Origin of the sequence: Ancylobacter radicis (genome assembly GCF_018449475.1) — a bacterium.
Lineage (GTDB): Bacteria > Pseudomonadota > Alphaproteobacteria > Rhizobiales > Xanthobacteraceae > Ancylobacter > Ancylobacter radicis.
In genome coordinates this window covers 192,322-211,225 of the sequence record NZ_JAHCQH010000015.1, presented here as the reverse complement: position 1 = coordinate 211,225, position 18,904 = coordinate 192,322, and the positions used below count along the sequence as shown (strand labels likewise).

The 18,904-nt window shown below is 65.4% G+C and carries 17 protein-coding genes and 1 tRNA gene; 12 read left to right on the top strand and 6 right to left on the bottom strand.

The window, feature by feature from the left end:
* The first annotated feature begins 102 nt into the window (after positions 1-102).
* The 3 genes from KIP89_RS07090 to KIP89_RS07080 are packed head-to-tail and all read left to right on the top strand — an operon-like array spanning position 103 to position 5,721.
* Positions 103-957, top strand: coding sequence for an ImuA family protein (locus KIP89_RS07090; RefSeq protein ID WP_213754708.1), 855 nt, complete (start codon positions 103-105; stop codon positions 955-957).
* The gene (locus tag KIP89_RS07085) at positions 929-2,401 is read left to right on the top strand and encodes a Y-family DNA polymerase (RefSeq protein WP_250152257.1); all 1,473 of its coding nucleotides are present in this window, start codon (positions 929-931) and stop codon (positions 2,399-2,401) included. The genes KIP89_RS07090 and KIP89_RS07085 overlap by 29 nt, the downstream gene beginning before the upstream one ends.
* Positions 2,398-5,721: an error-prone DNA polymerase gene (locus KIP89_RS07080; protein WP_213754707.1), complete on the top strand. Its 3,324-nt coding sequence runs from the start codon at positions 2,398-2,400 to the stop codon at positions 5,719-5,721. Before KIP89_RS07085 ends, KIP89_RS07080 begins: the two co-directional genes overlap by 4 nt.
* A 362-nt stretch (positions 5,722-6,083) precedes the next feature.
* On the opposite strand, the gene KIP89_RS07075 is transcribed toward KIP89_RS07080, so the two are convergent.
* Both KIP89_RS07075 and KIP89_RS07070 read right to left on the bottom strand, forming a co-directional pair.
* Positions 6,084-6,695 carry an IMPACT family protein gene (locus tag KIP89_RS07075; protein ID WP_213754706.1) on the bottom strand — a complete coding sequence of 204 codons (612 nt, stop codon included), beginning with the start codon at positions 6,693-6,695 and terminating at the stop codon, positions 6,084-6,086.
* A 101-nt stretch (positions 6,696-6,796) separates the two neighbouring features.
* Positions 6,797-7,714: a LysR family transcriptional regulator gene (locus KIP89_RS07070; RefSeq protein ID WP_213754705.1), complete on the bottom strand. Its 918-nt coding sequence runs from the start codon at positions 7,712-7,714 to the stop codon at positions 6,797-6,799.
* A gap of 300 nt (positions 7,715-8,014) precedes the next feature.
* Here KIP89_RS07070 and KIP89_RS07065 point away from each other — a divergent pair, with 300 nt between their 5' ends.
* From KIP89_RS07065 to KIP89_RS07050, 4 genes are all read left to right on the top strand, one after another.
* A complete protein-coding gene (locus tag KIP89_RS07065) occupies positions 8,015-8,563 on the top strand; it encodes a hypothetical protein (protein ID WP_213754704.1) in 549 nt (182 codons plus the stop codon).
* An 8-nt stretch (positions 8,564-8,571) separates the two neighbouring features.
* Entirely contained in the window at positions 8,572-9,546 is a 975-nt protein-coding gene (locus KIP89_RS07060; RefSeq protein ID WP_369807067.1) for an NAD(P)H-quinone oxidoreductase, read from the top strand.
* Positions 9,547-9,961: 415 nt separating this feature from the next.
* Positions 9,962-10,375, top strand: coding sequence for a DUF3489 domain-containing protein (locus KIP89_RS07055; protein ID WP_250152256.1), 414 nt, complete (start codon positions 9,962-9,964; stop codon positions 10,373-10,375).
* A 298-nt stretch (positions 10,376-10,673) separates the two neighbouring features.
* On the top strand, positions 10,674-10,910 hold the full coding sequence (locus KIP89_RS07050) for an RNA-binding protein (protein ID WP_213754702.1): 237 nt from the start codon (positions 10,674-10,676) through the stop codon (positions 10,908-10,910).
* Here KIP89_RS07050 and KIP89_RS07045 read toward each other — a convergent pair.
* On the bottom strand, positions 10,907-11,941 hold the full coding sequence (locus tag KIP89_RS07045) for a P63C domain-containing protein (protein WP_213754701.1): 1,035 nt from the start codon (positions 11,939-11,941) through the stop codon (positions 10,907-10,909). The genes KIP89_RS07050 and KIP89_RS07045 overlap by 4 nt on opposite strands.
* A 123-nt stretch (positions 11,942-12,064) precedes the next feature.
* Between KIP89_RS07045 and KIP89_RS07040 the strand changes: the two genes are divergently transcribed.
* Positions 12,065-12,943 (top strand): DDE-type integrase/transposase/recombinase, encoded by an 879-nt coding sequence (locus KIP89_RS07040; protein WP_213755413.1) that lies wholly within the window; start codon positions 12,065-12,067, stop codon positions 12,941-12,943.
* A gap of 5 nt (positions 12,944-12,948) precedes the next feature.
* On the opposite strand, the gene KIP89_RS07035 is transcribed toward KIP89_RS07040, so the two are convergent.
* Positions 12,949-13,173, bottom strand: a complete 225-nt coding sequence (locus KIP89_RS07035) for a hypothetical protein (RefSeq protein ID WP_213754700.1) — start codon at positions 13,171-13,173, stop codon at positions 12,949-12,951.
* On the opposite strand from KIP89_RS07035, the gene KIP89_RS07030 reads away from it, so the two are divergent.
* The 3 genes from KIP89_RS07030 to KIP89_RS07020 are packed head-to-tail and all read left to right on the top strand — an operon-like array spanning position 13,172 to position 16,043.
* A complete protein-coding gene (locus tag KIP89_RS07030) occupies positions 13,172-13,900 on the top strand; it encodes a hypothetical protein (protein WP_213754699.1) in 729 nt (242 codons plus the stop codon). The two genes, KIP89_RS07035 and KIP89_RS07030, sit on opposite strands and share 2 nt — an antisense overlap.
* A 41-nt stretch (positions 13,901-13,941) precedes the next feature.
* Entirely contained in the window at positions 13,942-14,352 is a 411-nt protein-coding gene (locus KIP89_RS07025; RefSeq protein ID WP_213754698.1) for a DUF2924 domain-containing protein, read from the top strand.
* Positions 14,349-16,043 carry a recombinase family protein gene (locus KIP89_RS07020; protein WP_213754697.1) on the top strand — a complete coding sequence of 565 codons (1,695 nt, stop codon included), beginning with the start codon at positions 14,349-14,351 and terminating at the stop codon, positions 16,041-16,043. The genes KIP89_RS07025 and KIP89_RS07020 overlap by 4 nt, the downstream gene beginning before the upstream one ends.
* Positions 16,044-16,220: 177 nt before the next feature.
* Here the strand turns inward: KIP89_RS07020 and KIP89_RS07015 are convergent.
* Both KIP89_RS07015 and KIP89_RS07010 read right to left on the bottom strand, forming a co-directional pair.
* Positions 16,221-16,310, bottom strand: a tRNA-Ser gene (locus tag KIP89_RS07015).
* A gap of 392 nt (positions 16,311-16,702) precedes the next feature.
* Positions 16,703-17,050 (bottom strand): hypothetical protein, encoded by a 348-nt coding sequence (locus tag KIP89_RS07010; RefSeq protein ID WP_250152255.1) that lies wholly within the window; start codon positions 17,048-17,050, stop codon positions 16,703-16,705.
* Positions 17,051-17,670: 620 nt separating this feature from the next.
* On the opposite strand from KIP89_RS07010, the gene KIP89_RS07005 reads away from it, so the two are divergent.
* Positions 17,671-18,882, top strand: coding sequence for an efflux RND transporter periplasmic adaptor subunit (locus KIP89_RS07005; RefSeq protein WP_213754695.1), 1,212 nt, complete (start codon positions 17,671-17,673; stop codon positions 18,880-18,882).
* Positions 18,883-18,904 lie beyond the last annotated feature (22 nt).

Genomic DNA, 18,904 nt, shown 5'->3' with positions numbered 1-18,904 from the left:
CCTCTGATCATGGCGCTCGTTCGCCGGCGTCCTCCCACCGGATCGTGCGCTTGACTCTCGTTCCGGATTGAGTCGTTTTAAACGAACAAAACAGGAACAAATATGCGCGCGACACATGACGTTTCCGCGCTGAGGCAGATGCTCGCCGGGCTGGAGGCAGAGCGTCTGCCCGGCGCTTCATCGGCCTTCAGCCTGGGCGCTGCGGGGCCTGACGGCGTGCCGGCCGAGACGCTCGCACGCGGGGCGCTGCATGAGATCTATGCGGCGGAGGGCGCCGACATGCCGGCCGCCTCCGGCTTCTCCCTGGCGCTGGCGCTGCGGGCGGCGCAGAGGCCGGGCGAGGAGCGGCCTCAGAGGAAGCTCCCGATGCGCCCCATCGTCTGGGTGCGGCAGGACTTTATCGATTCAGAGGCGGGCCGCCTCGACGCGCATGGGCTGAGAGGCCTGGGCCTCGACCCGTCGCGGCTTATCCTGGTGCGGGCGCGGGACCCGGAACAGGCGCTGCGCGCGGCCGGCGACGCGGTGCGCTGCGCCGGGCTCGGGGCGGTGCTGCTGGAGCCCTGGGGCGAGCCGAAGGCGCTGGACCTCACCGCCACGCGGCGGCTGGCGCTTCGGGCGGGCGTTTCCGGCGTCACCTTCTTCCTGCTGCGCATGGCCGAGAAACCCTCGGCCAGTGTTGCCGTCACCCGCTGGCTGGTGCGCCCGATCCTCTCCACCCCGCTGGCGGCGGACGCGCCGGGCGCCCCCGCCTTTGCCGTCACGCTGCTGCGCCATCGCGGCGGCCTCAACGGCCATGCCTGGAATCTGGAGTGGGACCATGAGAGCTGTTCCTTCCGCGACATCGCCCCGCTATCTCGCGCTGTGGTTCCCGTTCCTGCCGGCAAACCGGCTCGACAGGGCACGGTGGCACAGGGCGAGGCGACCGGGGATGTCCGGCCCTTCCAGCGCGCCGGATGAATCGGTGCCGCTGGTCTTCGTCGAGCGGGTGAAAGGCGCGCTGCGCCTGTCCGCCATCTCCGCGCAGGCGCGGGCCGTGGGTCTGGCGCCCGGCCTGACGCTGGCGGATGCCCGCGCGCGCATTCCCGCCCTCGCGGTCGCCGACCATGACCCACGCGCCGATGCCGGCTTTCTCGAGCGGATCGCCGATGATTGCGACCGCTGGACCCCGCTGGTGGCGCTGGACGGTGTGGATGGGCTGGTGCTCGACATCACCGGCTGCACGCATCTGTTCGGCGGCGAGGCAACGATGCGCCGGCATGTCATGGAGCATCTCCAGCGTCACGGGCTGACGCTCCACGCCGTGGTGGCCGGCACACCGGAGGCGGCGCGCGCCCTCGCGCGGTGCGGCAAGGGCGGCGTGGTGCCGGTCGGGCGCGAGGCGGACTGCGTCGCGCCGCTCCCCATTTTCGCGCTGGACTTGCCCGGAGAGACGGTGACCGGGCTGTCCCGCGCCGGGCTGAAGACCATTGGCGATCTGGCGTCGCGTCCCGGCACGCCGCTCGCCGCGCGCTTCGGCGAGGAATTGCTGACGCGGCTGCGGCGCACGCTGGGCCATGAGGATGTGCGTATCGTGCCGCGCCGCCCGCTGCCGGCCTGCATCGCCGAGCGGCGCTTTGCCGAACCGATCGCCCGGGCCGAGGATGTCGGGGGCGCGCTGGGCCTGCTGATCGACGATCTCGCGCTGATGCTGGAGGCGCGGGGCGAGGGCGGGCGGGCCTTCGAGGCCTCCTTCTTCCGCGCCGACGGGGCGGTGCGGCGCATCGCGGTGGAGACCGCCCGGTCCTCGCGCGATCCCGCATCGCTTGGCTGGCTGTTTCACGAAAAGCTCGACGCGCTCGCCGACCCGCTCGATCCCGGCTTCGGCTTCGATCTGGTGCGCCTCGCCGTGCTACGCGCGGAGGCGCTGGCGCCGGCGCAGGTGAGCCTCGACGGTCGGGCCATCGAGGAGGAAGAGGTGAGCGCGCTGGTCGACCGGCTGGCGGCGCGGCTCGGCCGGGACCGGGTGCTGCGCTTCATGATGCGCGACACCCATGATCCTGCCCGCGCCGCCAGCCTGGTGCCGGCGGCCGATCCACCGCCGCCCGCGTGCCCGATGCCGGAGGACGGGCTGGCCCGTCCCCTGATGATGTTCGACCCGCCGCAACCGATCGAGGCGCTAGCCGAGGTGCCGGATGGCCCGCCCTTGCGCTTCCGCTGGCGCCGCGTGCTGCACGAGGTGGTGCACGCCGAGGGGCCGGAGCGCATCGCGGCCGAGTGGTGGCGGCGGGAGCACGACGCGCCGACACGGGATTATTACCGGGTGGAAAATAGTCAGGGACGCCGCTTCTGGCTATTCCGCGTCGGGCTGTACGACCGCGAACCCGGCCCGCCGCGCTGGTTCGTCCATGGGCTGTTCCCATGAACGCGGTTTTCTATGCCGAGCTGGCGGTCACGACGAACTTCTCCTTCCTTCGCGGGGCATCCCACGCCAGCGATCTGGTGGCGCAGGCACTCCAGCTTGGCCATGCCGGCATCGGCATCGCCGACCGCAACACCGTGTCGGGCGTGGTGCGGGCTTATGCCGCGTTGAAGGAGGCGGCGGAGGTGTGGCGCGAGGAGATCGGCGCGCCGGAGGCCATCTTCCCCTTCCAGCTCGCGGTGGGCGCGCGGCTCGTCTTCGCGGACGGTACGCCGGATGTCATCGCCTATGCGCAGGACCGTGCCGGCTGGGGCCGGCTGTGCCAGCTCCTCACCGCCGGCAATATGCGCGCCGAGAAGGGAAGCTGCCTCCTCACCCTCGACGACCTGCTGACTGACGCGGGGGGCCTCTCGCTTATCCTCATGCCTCCCCGCCGGCTGGAGGAACTGGCGCGGTATCTCGTCCCGCTGGCGGAGGCCGCGCCCGGCTGGCTCTGGCTCGGCGCCGACATGCCGCGGCGTGGCGATGATCGCCGCCGGCTGGCGGGGCTGAAGGCGCTGGCTGCGGACGCCAAGGTGCCGCTGCTGGCGATGAACGATGTGCTCTATCACCACCCCTCCCAGCGCGATTTGCAGGATGTGCTCACCTGCATCCGCGAGGGCACGACGATCGAGGTCGTCGGCCGGAAGCTGGAGGCCAATGCCGAGCGCCATCTCAAGCCGCCCGCCGAAATGGTCCGCCTGTTCCGCGACGCGCCGGAGGCGGTGGAGGAGACGCGCCACTTCCTCGCCCGGCTCGATTTCTCGCTCAGTGAACTGAAATATGAATACCCGAAGGAGCCCGTTCCCCCCGGCTACACGGCGGAAGCCTGGCTGGAGCATATGACGTGGCAGCGGGCCGCCATCCGCTATCCCGACGGTGTGCCGCCCAAGGTGGAAAAGCAGCTCCGGGAGGAGCTGGCGCTGATCGCCGAGCTGAAATACGCGCCCTATTTCCTCACCATCCGCGATATCGTCAGCTTCGCCGAGAAGGAGGGCATCCTCTGCCAGGGGCGCGGCTCGGCGGCCAATTCCGCCGTCTGCTACGTGCTCGGCATCACCGCGGTGGACCCGGCCGAGAGCGACCTGCTGTTCGCCCGCTTCATCTCCCGCGAGCGCCGCGAGCCGCCCGACATCGACGTCGATTTCGAGCATGAGCGGCGCGAGGAAGTGATCCAGTACATCTATGAGCGCTATGGCCGCATGCGGGCGGGCATCGCCGCGACCGTCATCTCCTATCGCCCGCGCAGTGCCATCCGCGATGTCGGCAGGGCGCTTGGCCTCACCGAGGATGTCACCGCGCGGCTCTCCAGCCTGGTCTGGGGGAGCTGGGGCGACATGGTGGCGAAAGGTCAGATCGGCCAGGCCGGGCTCGATGCCGACAACCCGACGATCCGCCGCGCGGTGGAACTCGCCGGCCGGCTGCTCGGCTTTCCGCGCCACCTCTCGCAGCATGTCGGCGGCTTCGTGCTGACCCAAGGCCGGCTTGATGAGATGGTGCCGATCGGCAAGGCGGCGATGGAGGACCGCACCTTCATCGAGTGGAACAAGGACGACATCGACACGCTCGCCTTGATGAAGGTCGATGTGCTGGCGCTGGGCATGCTCACCTGCATCCGCAAGGCGTTCGACCTGATGCACGAGCATGAAGGCGTCGATTACGCGCTGGCCGACGTGCCGAGAGAGCAGAGCGATGTCTACGACATGCTGTGCAGGGGGGATTCCATCGGGGTGTTCCAGGTGGAAAGCCGGGCCCAGATCAACATGCTGCCGCGCATGAGGCCGAGCTGCCTGTACGACCTCGTCATCCAGGTCGCCATCGTCCGGCCGGGGCCGATCCAGGGCAACATGGTGCATCCCTATCTGCGCCGGCGCGAGGGGAGCGAGAAAGTGACCTACCCCTCGCCCAAGCCGCCGCATGATCCCGATGAACTCCGGGAGGTACTCGCGCGCACCAAAGGCGTGCCGCTGTTCCAGGAACAGGCGATGAAGCTCGCCATGGTCGCCGCCGAATTTACCGAAGTCGAAGCCAACAAGCTGCGCCGGGCCATGGCGACCTTCCGCAATATGGGCACGATCGGGCAGTTCCAGACCCTGCTGATCGAGCGCATGAGCGCGCGCGGCTATGACCCGGCCTTCGCGGCGCGCTGCTTCGAGCAGATCAAGGGGTTCGGCGAATATGGCTTCCCGGAAAGCCACGCCGCCTCCTTTGCCAAGCTGGTCTACATCTCCGCCTTCATCAAATGCCGCTACCCGGCCGTGTTCGCGGCGGCGCTGCTGAACTCCCAGCCCATGGGCTTCTACGCCCCGGCGCAGATCGTGCGCGATGCGCGCGAGCATGGCGTGGAAATCCGCCCCGCCGACATCAATCACAGCTTCTGGGACAACACGCTGGAGAGCCGTCCCGATGGCGCGCTGGCGCTGCGCTTCGGCCTGCGGCAGATCGACGGCTTCAGCGAAAGATGGGCGGAACAGCTCGCCGCCGCGCGGGGGGCCGGCTATCGCGATATCGAAACGCTCTCCATGCGCACACGCCTGCCCGCCGGGGCATTGCGCAAATTGGCCGATGCCGATGCGTTCGGCTCGCTGGGGCTCGACCGGCGCGCGGCGGCGTGGATCGTCCGGCGCCTGCCCGATGATGCGCCGCTGCCTTTGTTCGCGGCGGCGCAGGCGCGCGAACTCGGCGCCGAGCCGGATGCGCTTCTCCCCCTCATGCCGCTGCCCGAGCAGATCGCGGTGGACTACCAGACCACAAGGCTCTCGCTGAAGGGCCACCCCATGGGCATGCTCCGTTCCATTTTCCAAGCGGAGGGCATCGCCAGCAGCAGCGAAGCGGCGGCACGGCGCGATGGCAGCTTCATCCGCACCGCCGGCATCGTGCTGGTGCGCCAGCGGCCGGGAAAGGGCAACGCCATCTTCATGACGCTGGAAGACGAGACCGGCATCGTCAATGTGCTGATCTGGGCCCGGCTGTTCGAGCGTTTCCGCGCGCAGGTGATGGGCGCGCGCCTCGTCGTAGTGGAAGGCAGGGTGCAGAAGAGCAAGGAAGGCGTCCTCCATGTGATGGCCGAGCGGGTGATCGACCGCACCAGTGAACTCGCCCGCCTGTTCGACGGTCCCCGCCAGAAGGGCGCCTACCCTCTCCCCCGTCCGCAGGTCGATCCCGGCATCGACGAGCGGGCGACGTCCGCCTCCCGTGAGGGCCACCTGCTGGCGGGCCGCCGCTCTACGCAAGGCCACCCGCGCCAGGTCCGCGTCCTGCCGAAATCACGGGATTTTCATTGAGCATCGCGCGGCACAATGCCGGCGTGGCTTATGGTGGTGGCCGGTAAAATGAGCGCGCGGCGACAGCGCCGGCACGTAAAGTTGCGCAGAGGCAAACTCGACGAGCAGCCAGTGAACGGTTGTGTTGGTGGCAACGACGAACGTCTGGAATGGGACGAGCTTCCAGCGACGGCTCCTGGCGCTCCGGCAGGCCGATGGCGCTGTGCTCATCGTCCCAAGCTGCCAACGAGCCGCCAGTACCAGCACCGATGCTCGTAGGGGCATCATGACCAGAGATCGAAGGCAGTGCCGTGCCATGAGCCGTCCAGGCCCCTTCTGCTGCATCACTCGCGCAGCCCTTGGGCAAGGTCGTGAAGCCATAGCTATTCAGTCCATCGGATTACCGAACGTCCGTTGGTCAGATCCGTCAGCAGCCGGTCCACCCCACCGACTTCCGGTTTCGGCGCTGACACCGACAGAATCGCGCCGCTGTCCGTGAAAGCGTGAACGCTCATTTGCACGCCCGGGACGGCGGTCAACCTCGCCTGGGCCAGCGCCAGATCACTGAACCCGCACGTGACGGTTCCGGAGACGGTCTCGATGAGCGCCGCCTTCTTGGCTTCTCGCAGGCAGAGGGCCGCCGTTCCGCCATAGGCACGGATCAGGCCGCCGCTGCCCAGAAGGATGCCGCCGAACCAGCGCGTGACGACGACGGCGACGCGATCGAGGCCTTGCCCGTCGACGGTGGCCAGAATCGGCTTGCCCGCGGTTCCAGTGGGCTCGCCATCGTCGTTGAAGCGGTAGTTCTGCCCCACGCGCCATGCCCAGCAATTGTGGTTGGCGGCCGGATCCGACCGTGTCGCGATGAAGTCCTTCGCCGCCGCCTCGTCCGCGACGGGGCCGGCGATTGCGATGAATCGGCTCTTCTTGATCTCCTGGCGGCGGATCGCGAGTTCAACGAGGGTAAGGCGCTCGACCATGCGCTCGTCTGTCATAAACTCGGTTCCCAATCGTCCCTGGCCTGAGGGAATGTCTGCTTCCAGGCAAAGAGCTTACATTAGCTAATAGCGCTCTTCGCCGATCAGCTCCCCATCAATCACGGCTCCCAACGCGGCGGACTTCCGATAGACGTCCGCAATGCCTCGGTGAAGGCGCGCACCTTCGCGCTCGGCTGCGGCAGGGCGCGAAGGAGGTAGATGCCTGACAACTCGTCGTTCCACGGCTCGTCACCGAGCCGCAAGCGCACCAGCTTGCCGGCCCTCACGTCCGGTCCAACAACCCAGCTCGCCAGAAACGCGATCCCCAGACCCGCTTCGGCCGCCGCCCGCAGGGCCTCGAAATCATCCGAGCGGAGGGTCACTGTTCCCTTCCCGACATGGCCCGCCGGACAGCCGAGCACATCGCGCCAGCCAAGGAGATCGGCGCCATGGAGCTTGTCGAGCAGCCGATGCGATGACAGATCCGCCGCGCTGTCAGGCGTGCCCGCCCGCGCCAGATAGACCGGGCTCGCGACCAGCAGCCGCGTGAGCGGCGCCAGTCTTGTCGCGATCAGCGTACTGTCGGCAAGCGCGCCCATGCGGATGACGGCATCAAGCCGCTCGGCTACCGGATCGGCGAGCCGCTCCGTCAGGTCGAGCTCGACATGCAGGGCGGGATGCTCGGACTGCAGGGCTGCGACGACCGGCAGGACGTAGCGTTTGCCGAAGGTCGGGAAGCAGGCGATCCGCAGCGTGCCCGAAACGGAACCGTCGAAGGCGGCGACCTCCGCATGGGTATCGGCGAGTTCATCGAGATGCCGCAGGGCCCGCTCATGCAGCCGCTGGCCGGCATCGGTGAGCGTGAGTGCCCGCGTCGAACGGACGAGCAGGGCGACGCCTAGATCCGCCTCCAGTGCATCGATCTGGCGGACGATCGCCGAAGGCGTCACCGCGCGCCGGCGAGCGGCGCCGGAGAAGCTCCCCGCCCGTACGACATCGACAAAGGTGGCGAGGAATTCGGCGAAATGGGGTCTCATCTTTGCGATCCAGGCAAAGCCGTTTGCAGCAGGCTCCGGCTTATCGCCGGTCCCGGACACTCGCATATTCGCGGCGTTCACACAGCGGCGAAACCCCGTCGCCGGCACGCAATACTCACGGCACAGTGGGCAGTCGTTCCATCTCGCAAGCAAGATCAGCGATCGTGGAGATATCGAAATACGTCCGGCCGAGACGTCGCGCATAACCGGTTCCGCATCAATCTTCACCGTATTGGCGTTCGGCCTCTGTGAGGGTGGGTACGGTTATCTAATACAAACGTATATCGATAAGGCAAAAACATGAAAGTCCTCACTGAAAAGATCCTATCGCAATCCGCCTATACCGCGGACATCGACGTTCCCCTTGAAAAGATCGATATCGCGGACTGGCTGTTCACACTGCCGGAAGCGGAATATCTCCGCTGCTGCCCGCCGGATCATATCGGTTCCGGCGTCACCATGACCGATGATGGTCGTCGTATGGTGATCAATGTCGAGATGATCGGCACCGGGCTGGTGATCCAGCACTATGTCGCCGAGGAAGCCACGGCGAGCTATTGCCGTATGAATTCGATCTCCGACGTGTTCACGCCAGTGGGACGCACGCAGGTCAACGTGATCTGGGAGCTGATCGCCGAGTCGCTCGAGGGCGGGCGCACCCGTTATACGAACCGCGTCACCTCGCACCCGACTGACGTGTTCATGGACTTCCTCGCCGAGCACGGCCAGACCTTCGAGCAGGCAGCCATGGCCCGGCAGGAAGCCGGTGGCGATCACAACCGCCGCGAGACGCCGCTCTTCGCCGCCAGCATCGCCCGCCGCGCGATCGCCAAGGCCGCGGCAAAATGAAAGCTATCGTGTTCGACGATTTCGGTGAGGCGGACGCCCTCCGCCTCACCGAAGTGCCTATGCCCGAGGTCCGCCCCGGCGACCTTCTGGTCAAGGTCCGCGCGGCCGGCGTCAACCGCGCCGATCTTCTGCAGCGGCAGGGCTATTATGGCCGGCAGACCTATGGCGAGAGCGACCTGCTCGGGCTGGAAGTGGCCGGCGAGGTGATTGCGGTCGGCACCGACGTCACCGACATCCGGCCGGGCGAGCGGGTGATGGGAATCGTCGGCGGCGGCGCCTATGCCGAGTTTGCCCGTGTCGACCGCAGCATGGCGGTGCCTATTCCCGAGCATCTCGATTATGTCGGGGCGGCGGCGGTGATGGAATCCTTCGTCACCGCCTGGGAAGCCGCCGTGCATCTGGGCGGGACAACCAAGGGGACGGCCGTGCTCATCCACGCGGCTGCGGGCGGGGTGGGTTCCGCCGCCGTCGAGATCGCCCACGCGCTTGGTGCCCGGGCTTTCGCGACCGCCAATGCCGAGCGGCGCGCCGAGGTGCTGGCGCTGGGTGCCGAGGCGGTGTTCGATTATCGATCCGAGGACTTCGAGCAGGGCGTGCGCGATGCCACCGGTGGGCGCGGCGTGGACGTGATCGTCGATTTCGTCGGCGGTGATTATCTCGCGCGCAATTTGCGCAGCCTCGCCCCTGGCGGGCGCCTCGTCCAGGTCGGTCTGCTCGGCGGGCAGGACACTACCAACATTCCGCTCTCGGTCCTGCTGCACAATCACCTGCGCCTCATCGGCACGGTGATGAAATCGCGGAGGGCGGACGAGAAGCGCGCCATGGTGCGGCGCTTCGCCGAAGGCGCGCTGCCAATGTTCGCGGACGGCCGGCTGAAACCGCTGGTCGGTAAGGTCTTTCCGCTCGCACGGGCCGCCGAGGCGCACCGCACCATGGAAGCCGGCGGCGGGTTCGGGAAGATCGTGCTGAAGGTGACTGCGTGAGGCACGGCGGCACGCTCCGCCTCGCGCCGCGGCCGGCCATGACCGCAGGATAAGTTGCTGCCCTCGGCATTCAACCGACCGTCCGCAACTGGCGCAAAGGTGCCGACCTGCCCCACCTCGCTGATGTCTGCTTTCGGGCCGCGGCCGTTGCCAGATCAATCACCGAGAAGGCGACGCAAAGCGGACTTTCGCACCGGCGTGTCGGGAAGGTCGCTTTGGCTCATGATGGGACATGGCATAGCGCCTAACTACTCACTATCCACTCGACTTCGCCGGCACACAGAGCGACAGCTTGCAGGGGCGCCGGCGCTGGATCGTGACCGGCCGCCTGCCGCCGAACTCCCGGCCCGCCAAGCGCGGGCTCGCCTCAGTACAGCCGCCGGATCGACCGCGGCGTGTTCTGAGGAGAACTGGAATGACCAACGCTGCCATCCGCCGTCCGGATCGAGTGCGTTTTCGCTCCGCGGCACTGGGCACCAAGCCCAGCCGGACCCGCCGTCGACATGAGAAGTACACCGAGCCCGCTTTAGGCGATCCGTCTATGATCGAGGCCGTAGCAACCGGGTCGCCGGATCCGGTCGAAGCATCGGTGAGCCAGGCTCCTGAACAGTCCGCGCCATCGAGCCGATGCACCAAGGCAGATATCGTCCTCTCGCTGCTCCAGACGGAGCAGGGCGCCAGCATCGCTAGATTGATGGAGGCAACTGGCTGGCAGGCGCACTCGGTGCGTGGCTTCCTCTCCGCGGAGGTGCTTAAGAAGCGTGGGCTGAACCTGGTTTCCGCTGTCGGCTCAAATGGCGAGCGCCGCTACCGCATCGATGCACGGTAGTGTCTCAGTTTGAAATCTCGCACCGTTGACGTGCCTGTCGCCAGCCTGGCCCCGCTCCTATATGCTTAGCGGGAAGCATGGGAGGCTCGCATGCCGTTAGACATTGGCGATCGAATTGATGATGACCTTTCCGATGCGCGGTGGCGCGCTAAGGATTCGCTCACGAGCCGCCCGGTCGGCGTCCGAGTTTCCCATGAGGCCCTTCAAGATATGGGCGAGTCCGCCTGCCTCCAGAAGGCTGTAGAGAAGTATGACGGGTCGACCGACTCCGTTCGAGTGACCACGGGTGATTTCTGACATGCCGCGCGGACCCAAAGGCGAGAAGCGCCCCGCTGACGTGATCGGCAACGCCGTCCACGTCATGCGCATTGCTACGGGCGAGGTAGACGAGGCCGCGCCCGTCGATGACGGGAAGGACCCGGCCGCGAAGGCGCTCGGCAAAAAAGGCGGGGCGGCACGGGCCGCGTCCATGACTCCGGAGCGTAGGGCCGAGATCGCCAAGGCGGCGGCGGCGAAACGGTGGGGAAAAACCTAAAGGTCCGTGCCGTGGTCCTTTTCTGGCTGGTATTCGAGTGGCAGAAGCATCTGATCACCGTATCGAGCATGGCGCTGATCAAGTTTTTGCATAAAATCTTTCCAATCCCGGCTAAAGGACATGATCGTAACAACCGATCCAAGCAACTCTCGAAGTTTCGGATATCCCTTATTTGACGTTAGGCGCTGAAATAATTTGTCCTTGTGGCGACCAGTGTCGCTTCGTGGTGTAACTTTCTTTAGTTCATCAAGAACTCCAGGCGCAAGACGCTTATATATTATATCATTAGTGAGCATCCCAAAATATTGAGGGCGCTTCACAGAGCCGGTTGGGTAATCTAATCCCCTGAGACGGAATATTTGCTCGTAGTATTCATTCGGAAACGTCGGAACGTAGGGCTGCAATTCTTTAGCGATGAAGGCCTCCAGGATGCGGGACAGTGCATCGTGTGCTCGATCACGCTGATATCCGGTAGCTTCATCGACCAGCGCGATAATTCCGACACGGGCTAACCCGCGAACGAGAATTTCGCATTGTTTGGCGATGTGAAGCTGGTCAGCACGCAGTGCGTCATCCTCTCTCGCGGCCAAAACAGCTTCGCAAAGATCCGGAAGTATAGTTGCCTCATACCCAGTGGCAGGTGTTCCGCCCGTCGGGGCCTGAAACCGGATGGGGTTATCCATCCTGCTCAGCAAGTCCTTGGGAAGATAGGCAATCAGGCTTTTTTGAGTGGCAAATTGGTAGAGACGATCACCCTGCCTCCGACCGGCTCCGCCAATCGACATTCCAAGAGCGCGAACCATCCCACCAAGGGAAAGAACCCGCCTGCCATCCTCCAGAACATAGCAGGGGATTTCGATTTCTCCGATTTTCAGCGGATGGTCGGATGACCCGTGGGTCGCCTTTTCGACACTCCGACCTTCATGCCTGGCTGCTGCTGCTTGCCGTGCAATTTCGCTGCGGCGCTCGGGTGTGAGCTTTTCCGCTCGGGCGTGACCGCCACGGGCGCGGCCGATAGGTTCGTCGTCCATGCAGGCTCCTTTCGGGGGTTGTGCTTGCAATATCCAGATTTTCAAGCACTATGCAAGCACGCCTTGCGGTTTCTGCTTGCATAGTGCTTGACGCTAAGCATGAAAGTTCATATCATGTTTGGCATGAACAAGCTGCCCCTCGCCAAGCGCGTCCAAATCCTCTCCATGCTCTGCGAGGGATCGTCCATGCGGTCGATCTCTCGCGTGGCCGACGTGAGCATCAACACGGTTTCGAAGCTGCTGGTTGACGCAGGCAGGGCTTGCGCGACGTTCCATGACGACACGGTGCGCGGAGTCACCTCCAAGCGCATCCAGTGCGATGAAATCTGGTCCTTCACCTACGCGAAGGCGAAGAATGTCGCTGCCGCCAAGGCCGCGCCGGAAGAAGCTGGCGACACGTGGACGTGGACGGCGCTGGATGCCGATAGCAAGCTCATCGTGTCGTGGCTGGTCGGTGGCCGCGACAGCGAATATGCGATGGCGTTCATGGGCGATCTGCGCTCGCGCCTCGCGAACCGCGTGCAGCTCACCACGGACGGGCACCGCGCATATCTTGAGGCGGTCGAGGGTGCGTTCGGCGGCGATATTGATTACGCGATGCTGGTGAAGCTGTACGGCGCCGCTGCTGAGAGCTTCAAGGGCCGCTACAGCCCGGCGGAATGCATCGGCGCCCGCAAGGATCGGGTTGAAGGCAACCCCGACAAGGCGCACGTCAGCACGTCCTATGTCGAGCGTCAGAACCTCACGATGCGGATGCACATGCGCCGCTTCACCCGCCTAACGAACGCGTTCTCGAAGAAGTTCGAGAACCACGTTCACATGGTCGCGCTCTATACCGTCTGGTACAACTTCGTGAAGATGCACAAGACGCTGCGCATGACGCCCGCAATGGCCGCTGGCGTTACCGACCGCCTTTGGTCGATGGAAGACGTGGCCGCGCTGGTCGAGGCGGCTGCACCGAAGGCTGGAAAGCGTGGGCCCTACAAGAAGACGCCCATTTAGGCGTGCTACTTAACGCTAAGCATATCCAGAATGCGGTAAGCCGCATCGGAATTTGGGACGGAAGCGAGCACGCGGATACCAACAGAACCCGGATTTTCGCTGGCCTCATAAAGATAGAGGCCGGAGCGATCACCCTCTAAGCCGTTGTCTTTCAGCGTCTGCGACGACAACTCAGACATGTATACTGGTGTTCCAAGTTGAGTCGTTCCGACAAAAAGGAACTCGTCCATGGCTCTTTCTCCTGTACGCGCTACGCCGAAATTGTCGGCTTCTCAACTTGCCGACTATCTCGTTGCGCCGACCCCTGTAGGCCAGATGGGGATTCTGCGGCAAGCTAAGAATCCTGGCCAGAGCAGGCCTCTTATCATTCAATACCAGCATGCTCGTCGGTGCATTTCCGCGTGCCTGCAATCGCCAGCAAGCATGAACCGCCTCGTGGCGAGCGCCGTTGTCGCGCTCGAACAGCGGCGAGATGACCCGTCAAGCTCCCCTTTGGTCCGGGATGATGCGATTCGTTCAATAGACGTGATCCAAACTTTTCAACGGGCGGTTAATTCTCTCGACATTGGCAACGCGGTTTACGAGCCGGGTCCAAATCCGAGCAACCCGCTCTCGATATCGGGAGTTGATGTCACCGTCTGGCCAGATGCCGTTGCGAAGGTTTCCGCGCGGAATGGCGAAACCCGCGTCGGAGAGGTTTTTATCCGCTGCACGATAGGAGCGGCGGGCGATGGCGCGGAAAACCGTCGTTCAGAGGCGAATGGGCATTTGGCGACGATTGCCCACATGCACGCGGCGGCCAATCTTACGCACCTAGGCACCCCATATTCACCGGCATCAATGGTGATAGATGTGTCTCGCGGTGCTGTAGTGCGTGGCCCATCGAACATAACCCGGAGGGTGGCCAACATTGAGGCCGCGTGCGCCATGATCGCCGCTATCTGGCCAACCGTATAATTTCAAAATGAGACACTACCCGATGCACCGGCGACTTGACGATGAATGTCGAGCAGCATGTGACCGCGCTGGCGGATCTTGATGGTTCTCAGCTCCGCCAGCGCTGGGAGCAGGAGATGGGAGGTCCCGCACCTAGCGTCAGTCCGAAGATGCTGCGGCTGGCGCTGGGCTATCAGCTGCAGGCCAAGGCCTTCGGCGACCTGCCCGGTCCCGCGCGGCGCAAACTGGCGCAGCTCGCCAATGGCAAAAGCCGTAGCCGGCCTATCAGTGCCGGGATGCGGCTGGTGCGCGAGTGGCACGGCATCACCCATGTCGTCACCATTGATGACCATGGAGCGGTCCACTGGAACGGCCGGGAGTGGAAATCGCTGAGCGCGGTCGCCTGTGCCATTACCGGCCAGCACTGGTCGGGACCGGCCTTCTTCGGTCTGCGTAAGACGGTGCCATCATGAAGTCGGTGCGGTGCGCCATCTATACCCGGAAGTCGAGCGAGGAGGGCTTGGAGCAGGACTTCAACTCGTTGGATGCCCAGTATCTGGCCTGCTCGGCCTATGTGGCGAGCCAAGCCAGCGAAGGCTGGACGCTGCTCAGCCAGCGCTATGATGATGGTGGCATCTCGGGTGGAACGCTGGAGCGCCCCGCACTCCAGCGTCTTCTGTCTGACATTGCGGCCGGACGCATCGACATCGTCGTGGTCTATAAGGTCGATCGCCTCACCCGCTCGCTGCTCGACTTCTCCAAGCTGGTCGAGGCGCTGGACAAGGCTGGCACCTCATTCGTGTCGATCACCCAGTCCTTCAATACCACCACCAGCATGGGCCGGCTGACGCTGAACATGCTGCTGTCGTTTGCCCAATTCGAGCGCGAGGTCACCGCCGAGCGTATCCGGGACAAGGTGGCGGCGTCCAAGGCGCGCGGCATGTGGATGGGCGGAACACCGCCATTAGGCTACGCGCCGAACGGTCGGACGCTCGCCATCGTCGCGGAGCATGCCGATCTCGTCCGGCACATTTTCCAGCGCACCCTCGAACTGGGCACGGTGAAGGCACTGTGTGACGAGTTGAAAGACCAGCGCATCATCAAACCCGAACGTGTCTCGCAATCTGGCAGGTCGCGCGGCGGTTCGCCATTCGGCCGCGGCGAGCTCTACGCGCTGCTGGCCAACCCGATCTATATCGGCCGTATCCGGCACAAGGAGGCACTCCACAAAGGTCTCCATCCGGCGATCATCGATCAGCAGGTGTGGGAGGCCGTCCAAGCGCAGCTGGCCGAGAACCGCACCGGCACGCGGCACATCCGCTTAGCCAATCATCGCAGCATTCTTGCGGGAAAACTGTTCGACGACCGCGGCCAGCCGCTGGTCGCCTCGCATGCCAGCAAGGGAGCGCAACGCTATCGCTACTATGTCAGCCGGGACCTGCAGCACGGTGAGACAAACAAGGAAGCCCAAGCTGGCCTTCGCATCCCGGCCATCGAGATTGAGCGATTGGTTACGTCCCGCCTCGCCACGATGCTCGATGACCCAATGGCGCTGATGGAGAAGCTATCGATCCAAGCTCTGTCTCCCGACAAGACGCAGAAGATAGTCTCCGCCTGCCGCGCCGCTGCTCGCGATCTGCGCGGCGCAGATCAATCCGCCATTTCTGGACTGATCGGCACGGCCATCAGCAAGATCGACCTCACCCCGGACAGCGTCACCATAGTGCTGGACCAGAAGGGCCTCGCGGCAAAACTGCAGATCGACGCTCCGACGAGGGACGCGCCTCCTCCGAGCATCACCATCCCGGTTGCCCTGAAGCGTTCGGGGTCTGCCCTGCGGATGGTTCTGCCCAGCGGGGAAAATGCATCGCCTCAAGTCGACGACAAGCTCCTCACCACCATCGCCACCGCCAAGCAATGGTGGCAGCAGATGCTGAGCAACCCGCGACTTCGGGTCACCGATCTGGCCGCCATGCATCAAGTCACCGAATCCTGGGTCACCCGCGTGCTGCGGCTTGCCTTTCTGGACCCAACCATCATCACGCAACTGATGGCCGGCACCGCTCCGGTCGCTCTCGATTTCGATGCTCTACGTGGCACCGACTCCATCCCCGCGCTCTGGTCCGCGCAGCGCGACCTGCATCGGGTCGGCCTTCCGCGCTGAACCAGCGCGATGCTACGGCCATTCCGTACTGAAAAATATGCCACTGAGAGAAGGGCCGAAATCCGCGCCGAAATCTACCCATTCCGTACCAGAGAGAAAATCCAGCCCGCGGGAAACCCGCAGAAACGCGCGGTTTGCGGGGTGGTCGGGCAAAATGGCTGAGCAGGGACGACTAGTTGGCGGAGGGAGCGGGATTCGAACCCGCGATACGGTTTCCCGTATACACACTTTCCAGGCGTGCGCCTTCAACCACTCGGCCACCCCTCCGTCGGCGGGCGTGTCGCCCGGCCGTCCTTGTGGGTGCGTTGCCGCCGCCCGCTCAGGAAGGCGCGGAATATAGCGAAGAGTGCCGCTCTGGCAAGCGGGGGTGCGTGGAAAGCGTGAACGGGGCCGGCCTTGTCCGCAACTTAACCGCGCCGCAGGGGCGTGGCTCACTATGACGGCGACATGGGCGGGCGTGCCGGACGCCGTTCCGCGCCCTGTCGGGCGTCCCAATCCGTCGCGCCGCAGCGCGCCGGGGCTAAGGCCAAGGCCTTGCGCCGGGTGCGCGACCCGCCGGGGCCGAGGCCAAGACTAAGCCAAAGCCAAAGCGGGGGGACAAGGACGCGCGCGGCTCGCCGGCCACGCGCTGCCCTTGCCCGTCGCCGTGCAGGCTCGGTTCAGTTGGTTGCCGGCGTGGTCGCGGTGATGGTGCAACTGGCGGCGTCGGCGCTCGCGCCCATCAGATGCACCTGGTCCTCGCCCTTGGCGCCGGCCACGATGTTGAAAATGGTCGTGCTCGCCGAGCCCGCCGCCTTGCCCTTGGCGGTGAAGGCGCAGGTGACCACGGCCGAGCCGATGGTGGCGGCGGTGCCATTGGTGATCGACACCTGCATCACCGAGCCGACCGGGTCGGTGAAGATGTCGCCCTGATGCAGCTTCAGCGCCGGATCGGCGGCGAGGGCGGGCAGGGCAGCGAGGACAAGCAGAAGGGTCGCGGGGGCGAGGGCGGAGGCGGGGGACGTCATGCGGGCTCCCATGCGTTGCGACAGTTCGGCGACGGTTCGGCGGCAGCGCGGCGGTGTTCCACCCCGAATGATCCGCGCGAACGGCCGGCGCTTACCAGTACATGCCGGCTGCGCCGTCGCCTAGAGTGCGCGCCGACCTATGTGGCGACCCATCTGCCGCCCCCTGTGCCGGGCCGGCTCGCCGCGCGCGCGATCGGGCCATTGATGGATGTGTCCAAAAACACACGGCAAAGGCCCGTGCCGCCCGGCTCGGCCGGCCGGCACGGGCGTGCCGCTCCGGCCGCCGGGGTGGTGGCGCCGGCCGGCCGGGCAACCTGCCCAGCGCGTGAAGTTGGCCAGCGGTTTACCGCGCGGCCGGTCGAGTCTGAGCCCTTCGGGTTCCGGCGGCGCGCAGCGCGCGGCTAGATGCGCGGCGGTAAAGCCACCGAGCTTGACCGGGCGAGAACCATGCCGCCGGCGTAGCGGTTCCCCGCCTGACGCTGTGGTCGCCGCGGCTGCCGGTGTGTGACGTGAATGTTATTGCAACTATACTTAACTGTGCTGGAATAGACGGATGAGTAGACAAGCCTAACCCGGCCGGTATATTTGTGCCGTCCAATCTGGGTGGCGAGGGGAACAGTATGATCTCGGCTACGCGTCTGTCGGTGCCAGCGGGCAGGCTGGCCGGCATCATCGGCCTCTCGGCCCTGGCGGGGCTGCTGGCCGCGTGCTCCGAGGAGAACAAATATGTTCCCCCGCCGCCGGCCGCGGTCACGGTCGTCCAGCCGCTGAAGCAGGAGGTGACCAACTACCTCGAATTCACCGGCAACACCGCCGCCATCAACAGCGTCGATCTGGTCGCCCGCGTCGAGGGCTTCCTGATGTCGATCGACTATCAGGACGGCAAGGTGGTGAAGAAGGGCGACCGGCTGTTCCTCATCCAGCAGGACACCTACAAGGCCGATCTCGATCAGGCCAATGCGCAGCTTGCCTCGGCCAATGCGCAGCTCATCAATGCCAAGGCGGAATTCAGCCGCCAGTCGACGCTCGGCCAGCAGGATTTCGCCTCGCAGGCGGTGGTCGACAAGGCCCGCGCGGCGATGGACCAGGCGCAGGCCTCGGTCGATGCGGCCAAGGCCAATATCGAGATCGCCCAGATCAATCTGGGCTACACCACGGTGCTGGCGCCGTTCGACGGCATCGTCACCCGCCACCTTGCCGATGTCGGGCAGCTGGTCGGCCATGGCGAGCCGACCACGCTGGCCACCATCGTGCAGATGGACCCGATCTACGCCTACTTCAACATCGGCGAGAATCAGGTCCTGCGCATCAAGGAGGCGCTGGCCGCGCAGGGGCGCACCATCGAGCAGGTGAAGGAGGTCGAGGTCGACATCGGCCTGCAGAACGAGGGCGATACCTACCCGCATAAGGGTCGGCTGGATTATGTCTCGCCGCAGATCGACCCCTCCACCGGCACGCTGCTGGTGCGCGGCCTGTTCGAGAACAAGGATCTCAGCCTTCTGCCGGGCCTGTTCGTGCGGGTCCGTGTGCCCGCCCGGAAGGTGCCGGATGCGCTGCTGGTCGATGATACGGCGGTCGGCACGGCGCAGCAGGGCAGCTATGTCCTCGTGGTCAACAAGGACAATGTGGTCGAGCAGAAGGTGGTCACGGTCGGCCAGCAGCAGGGCCAGTACCGGGTGATCGAATCCGGGCTGGCGCCGGATGACCGGGTGGTGGTCGGCGGCATCCAGCGCGCCGTTCCCGGCGCCAAGGTCAACCCGCAAATGGCGCCCGCGCCCACGGCGGGCGCGTCGGCGCCGGCCGCTGCTACGCCCGCCAAGCCCGCGCCCTGACGCGTTCCCCGGTCCCGTCGCT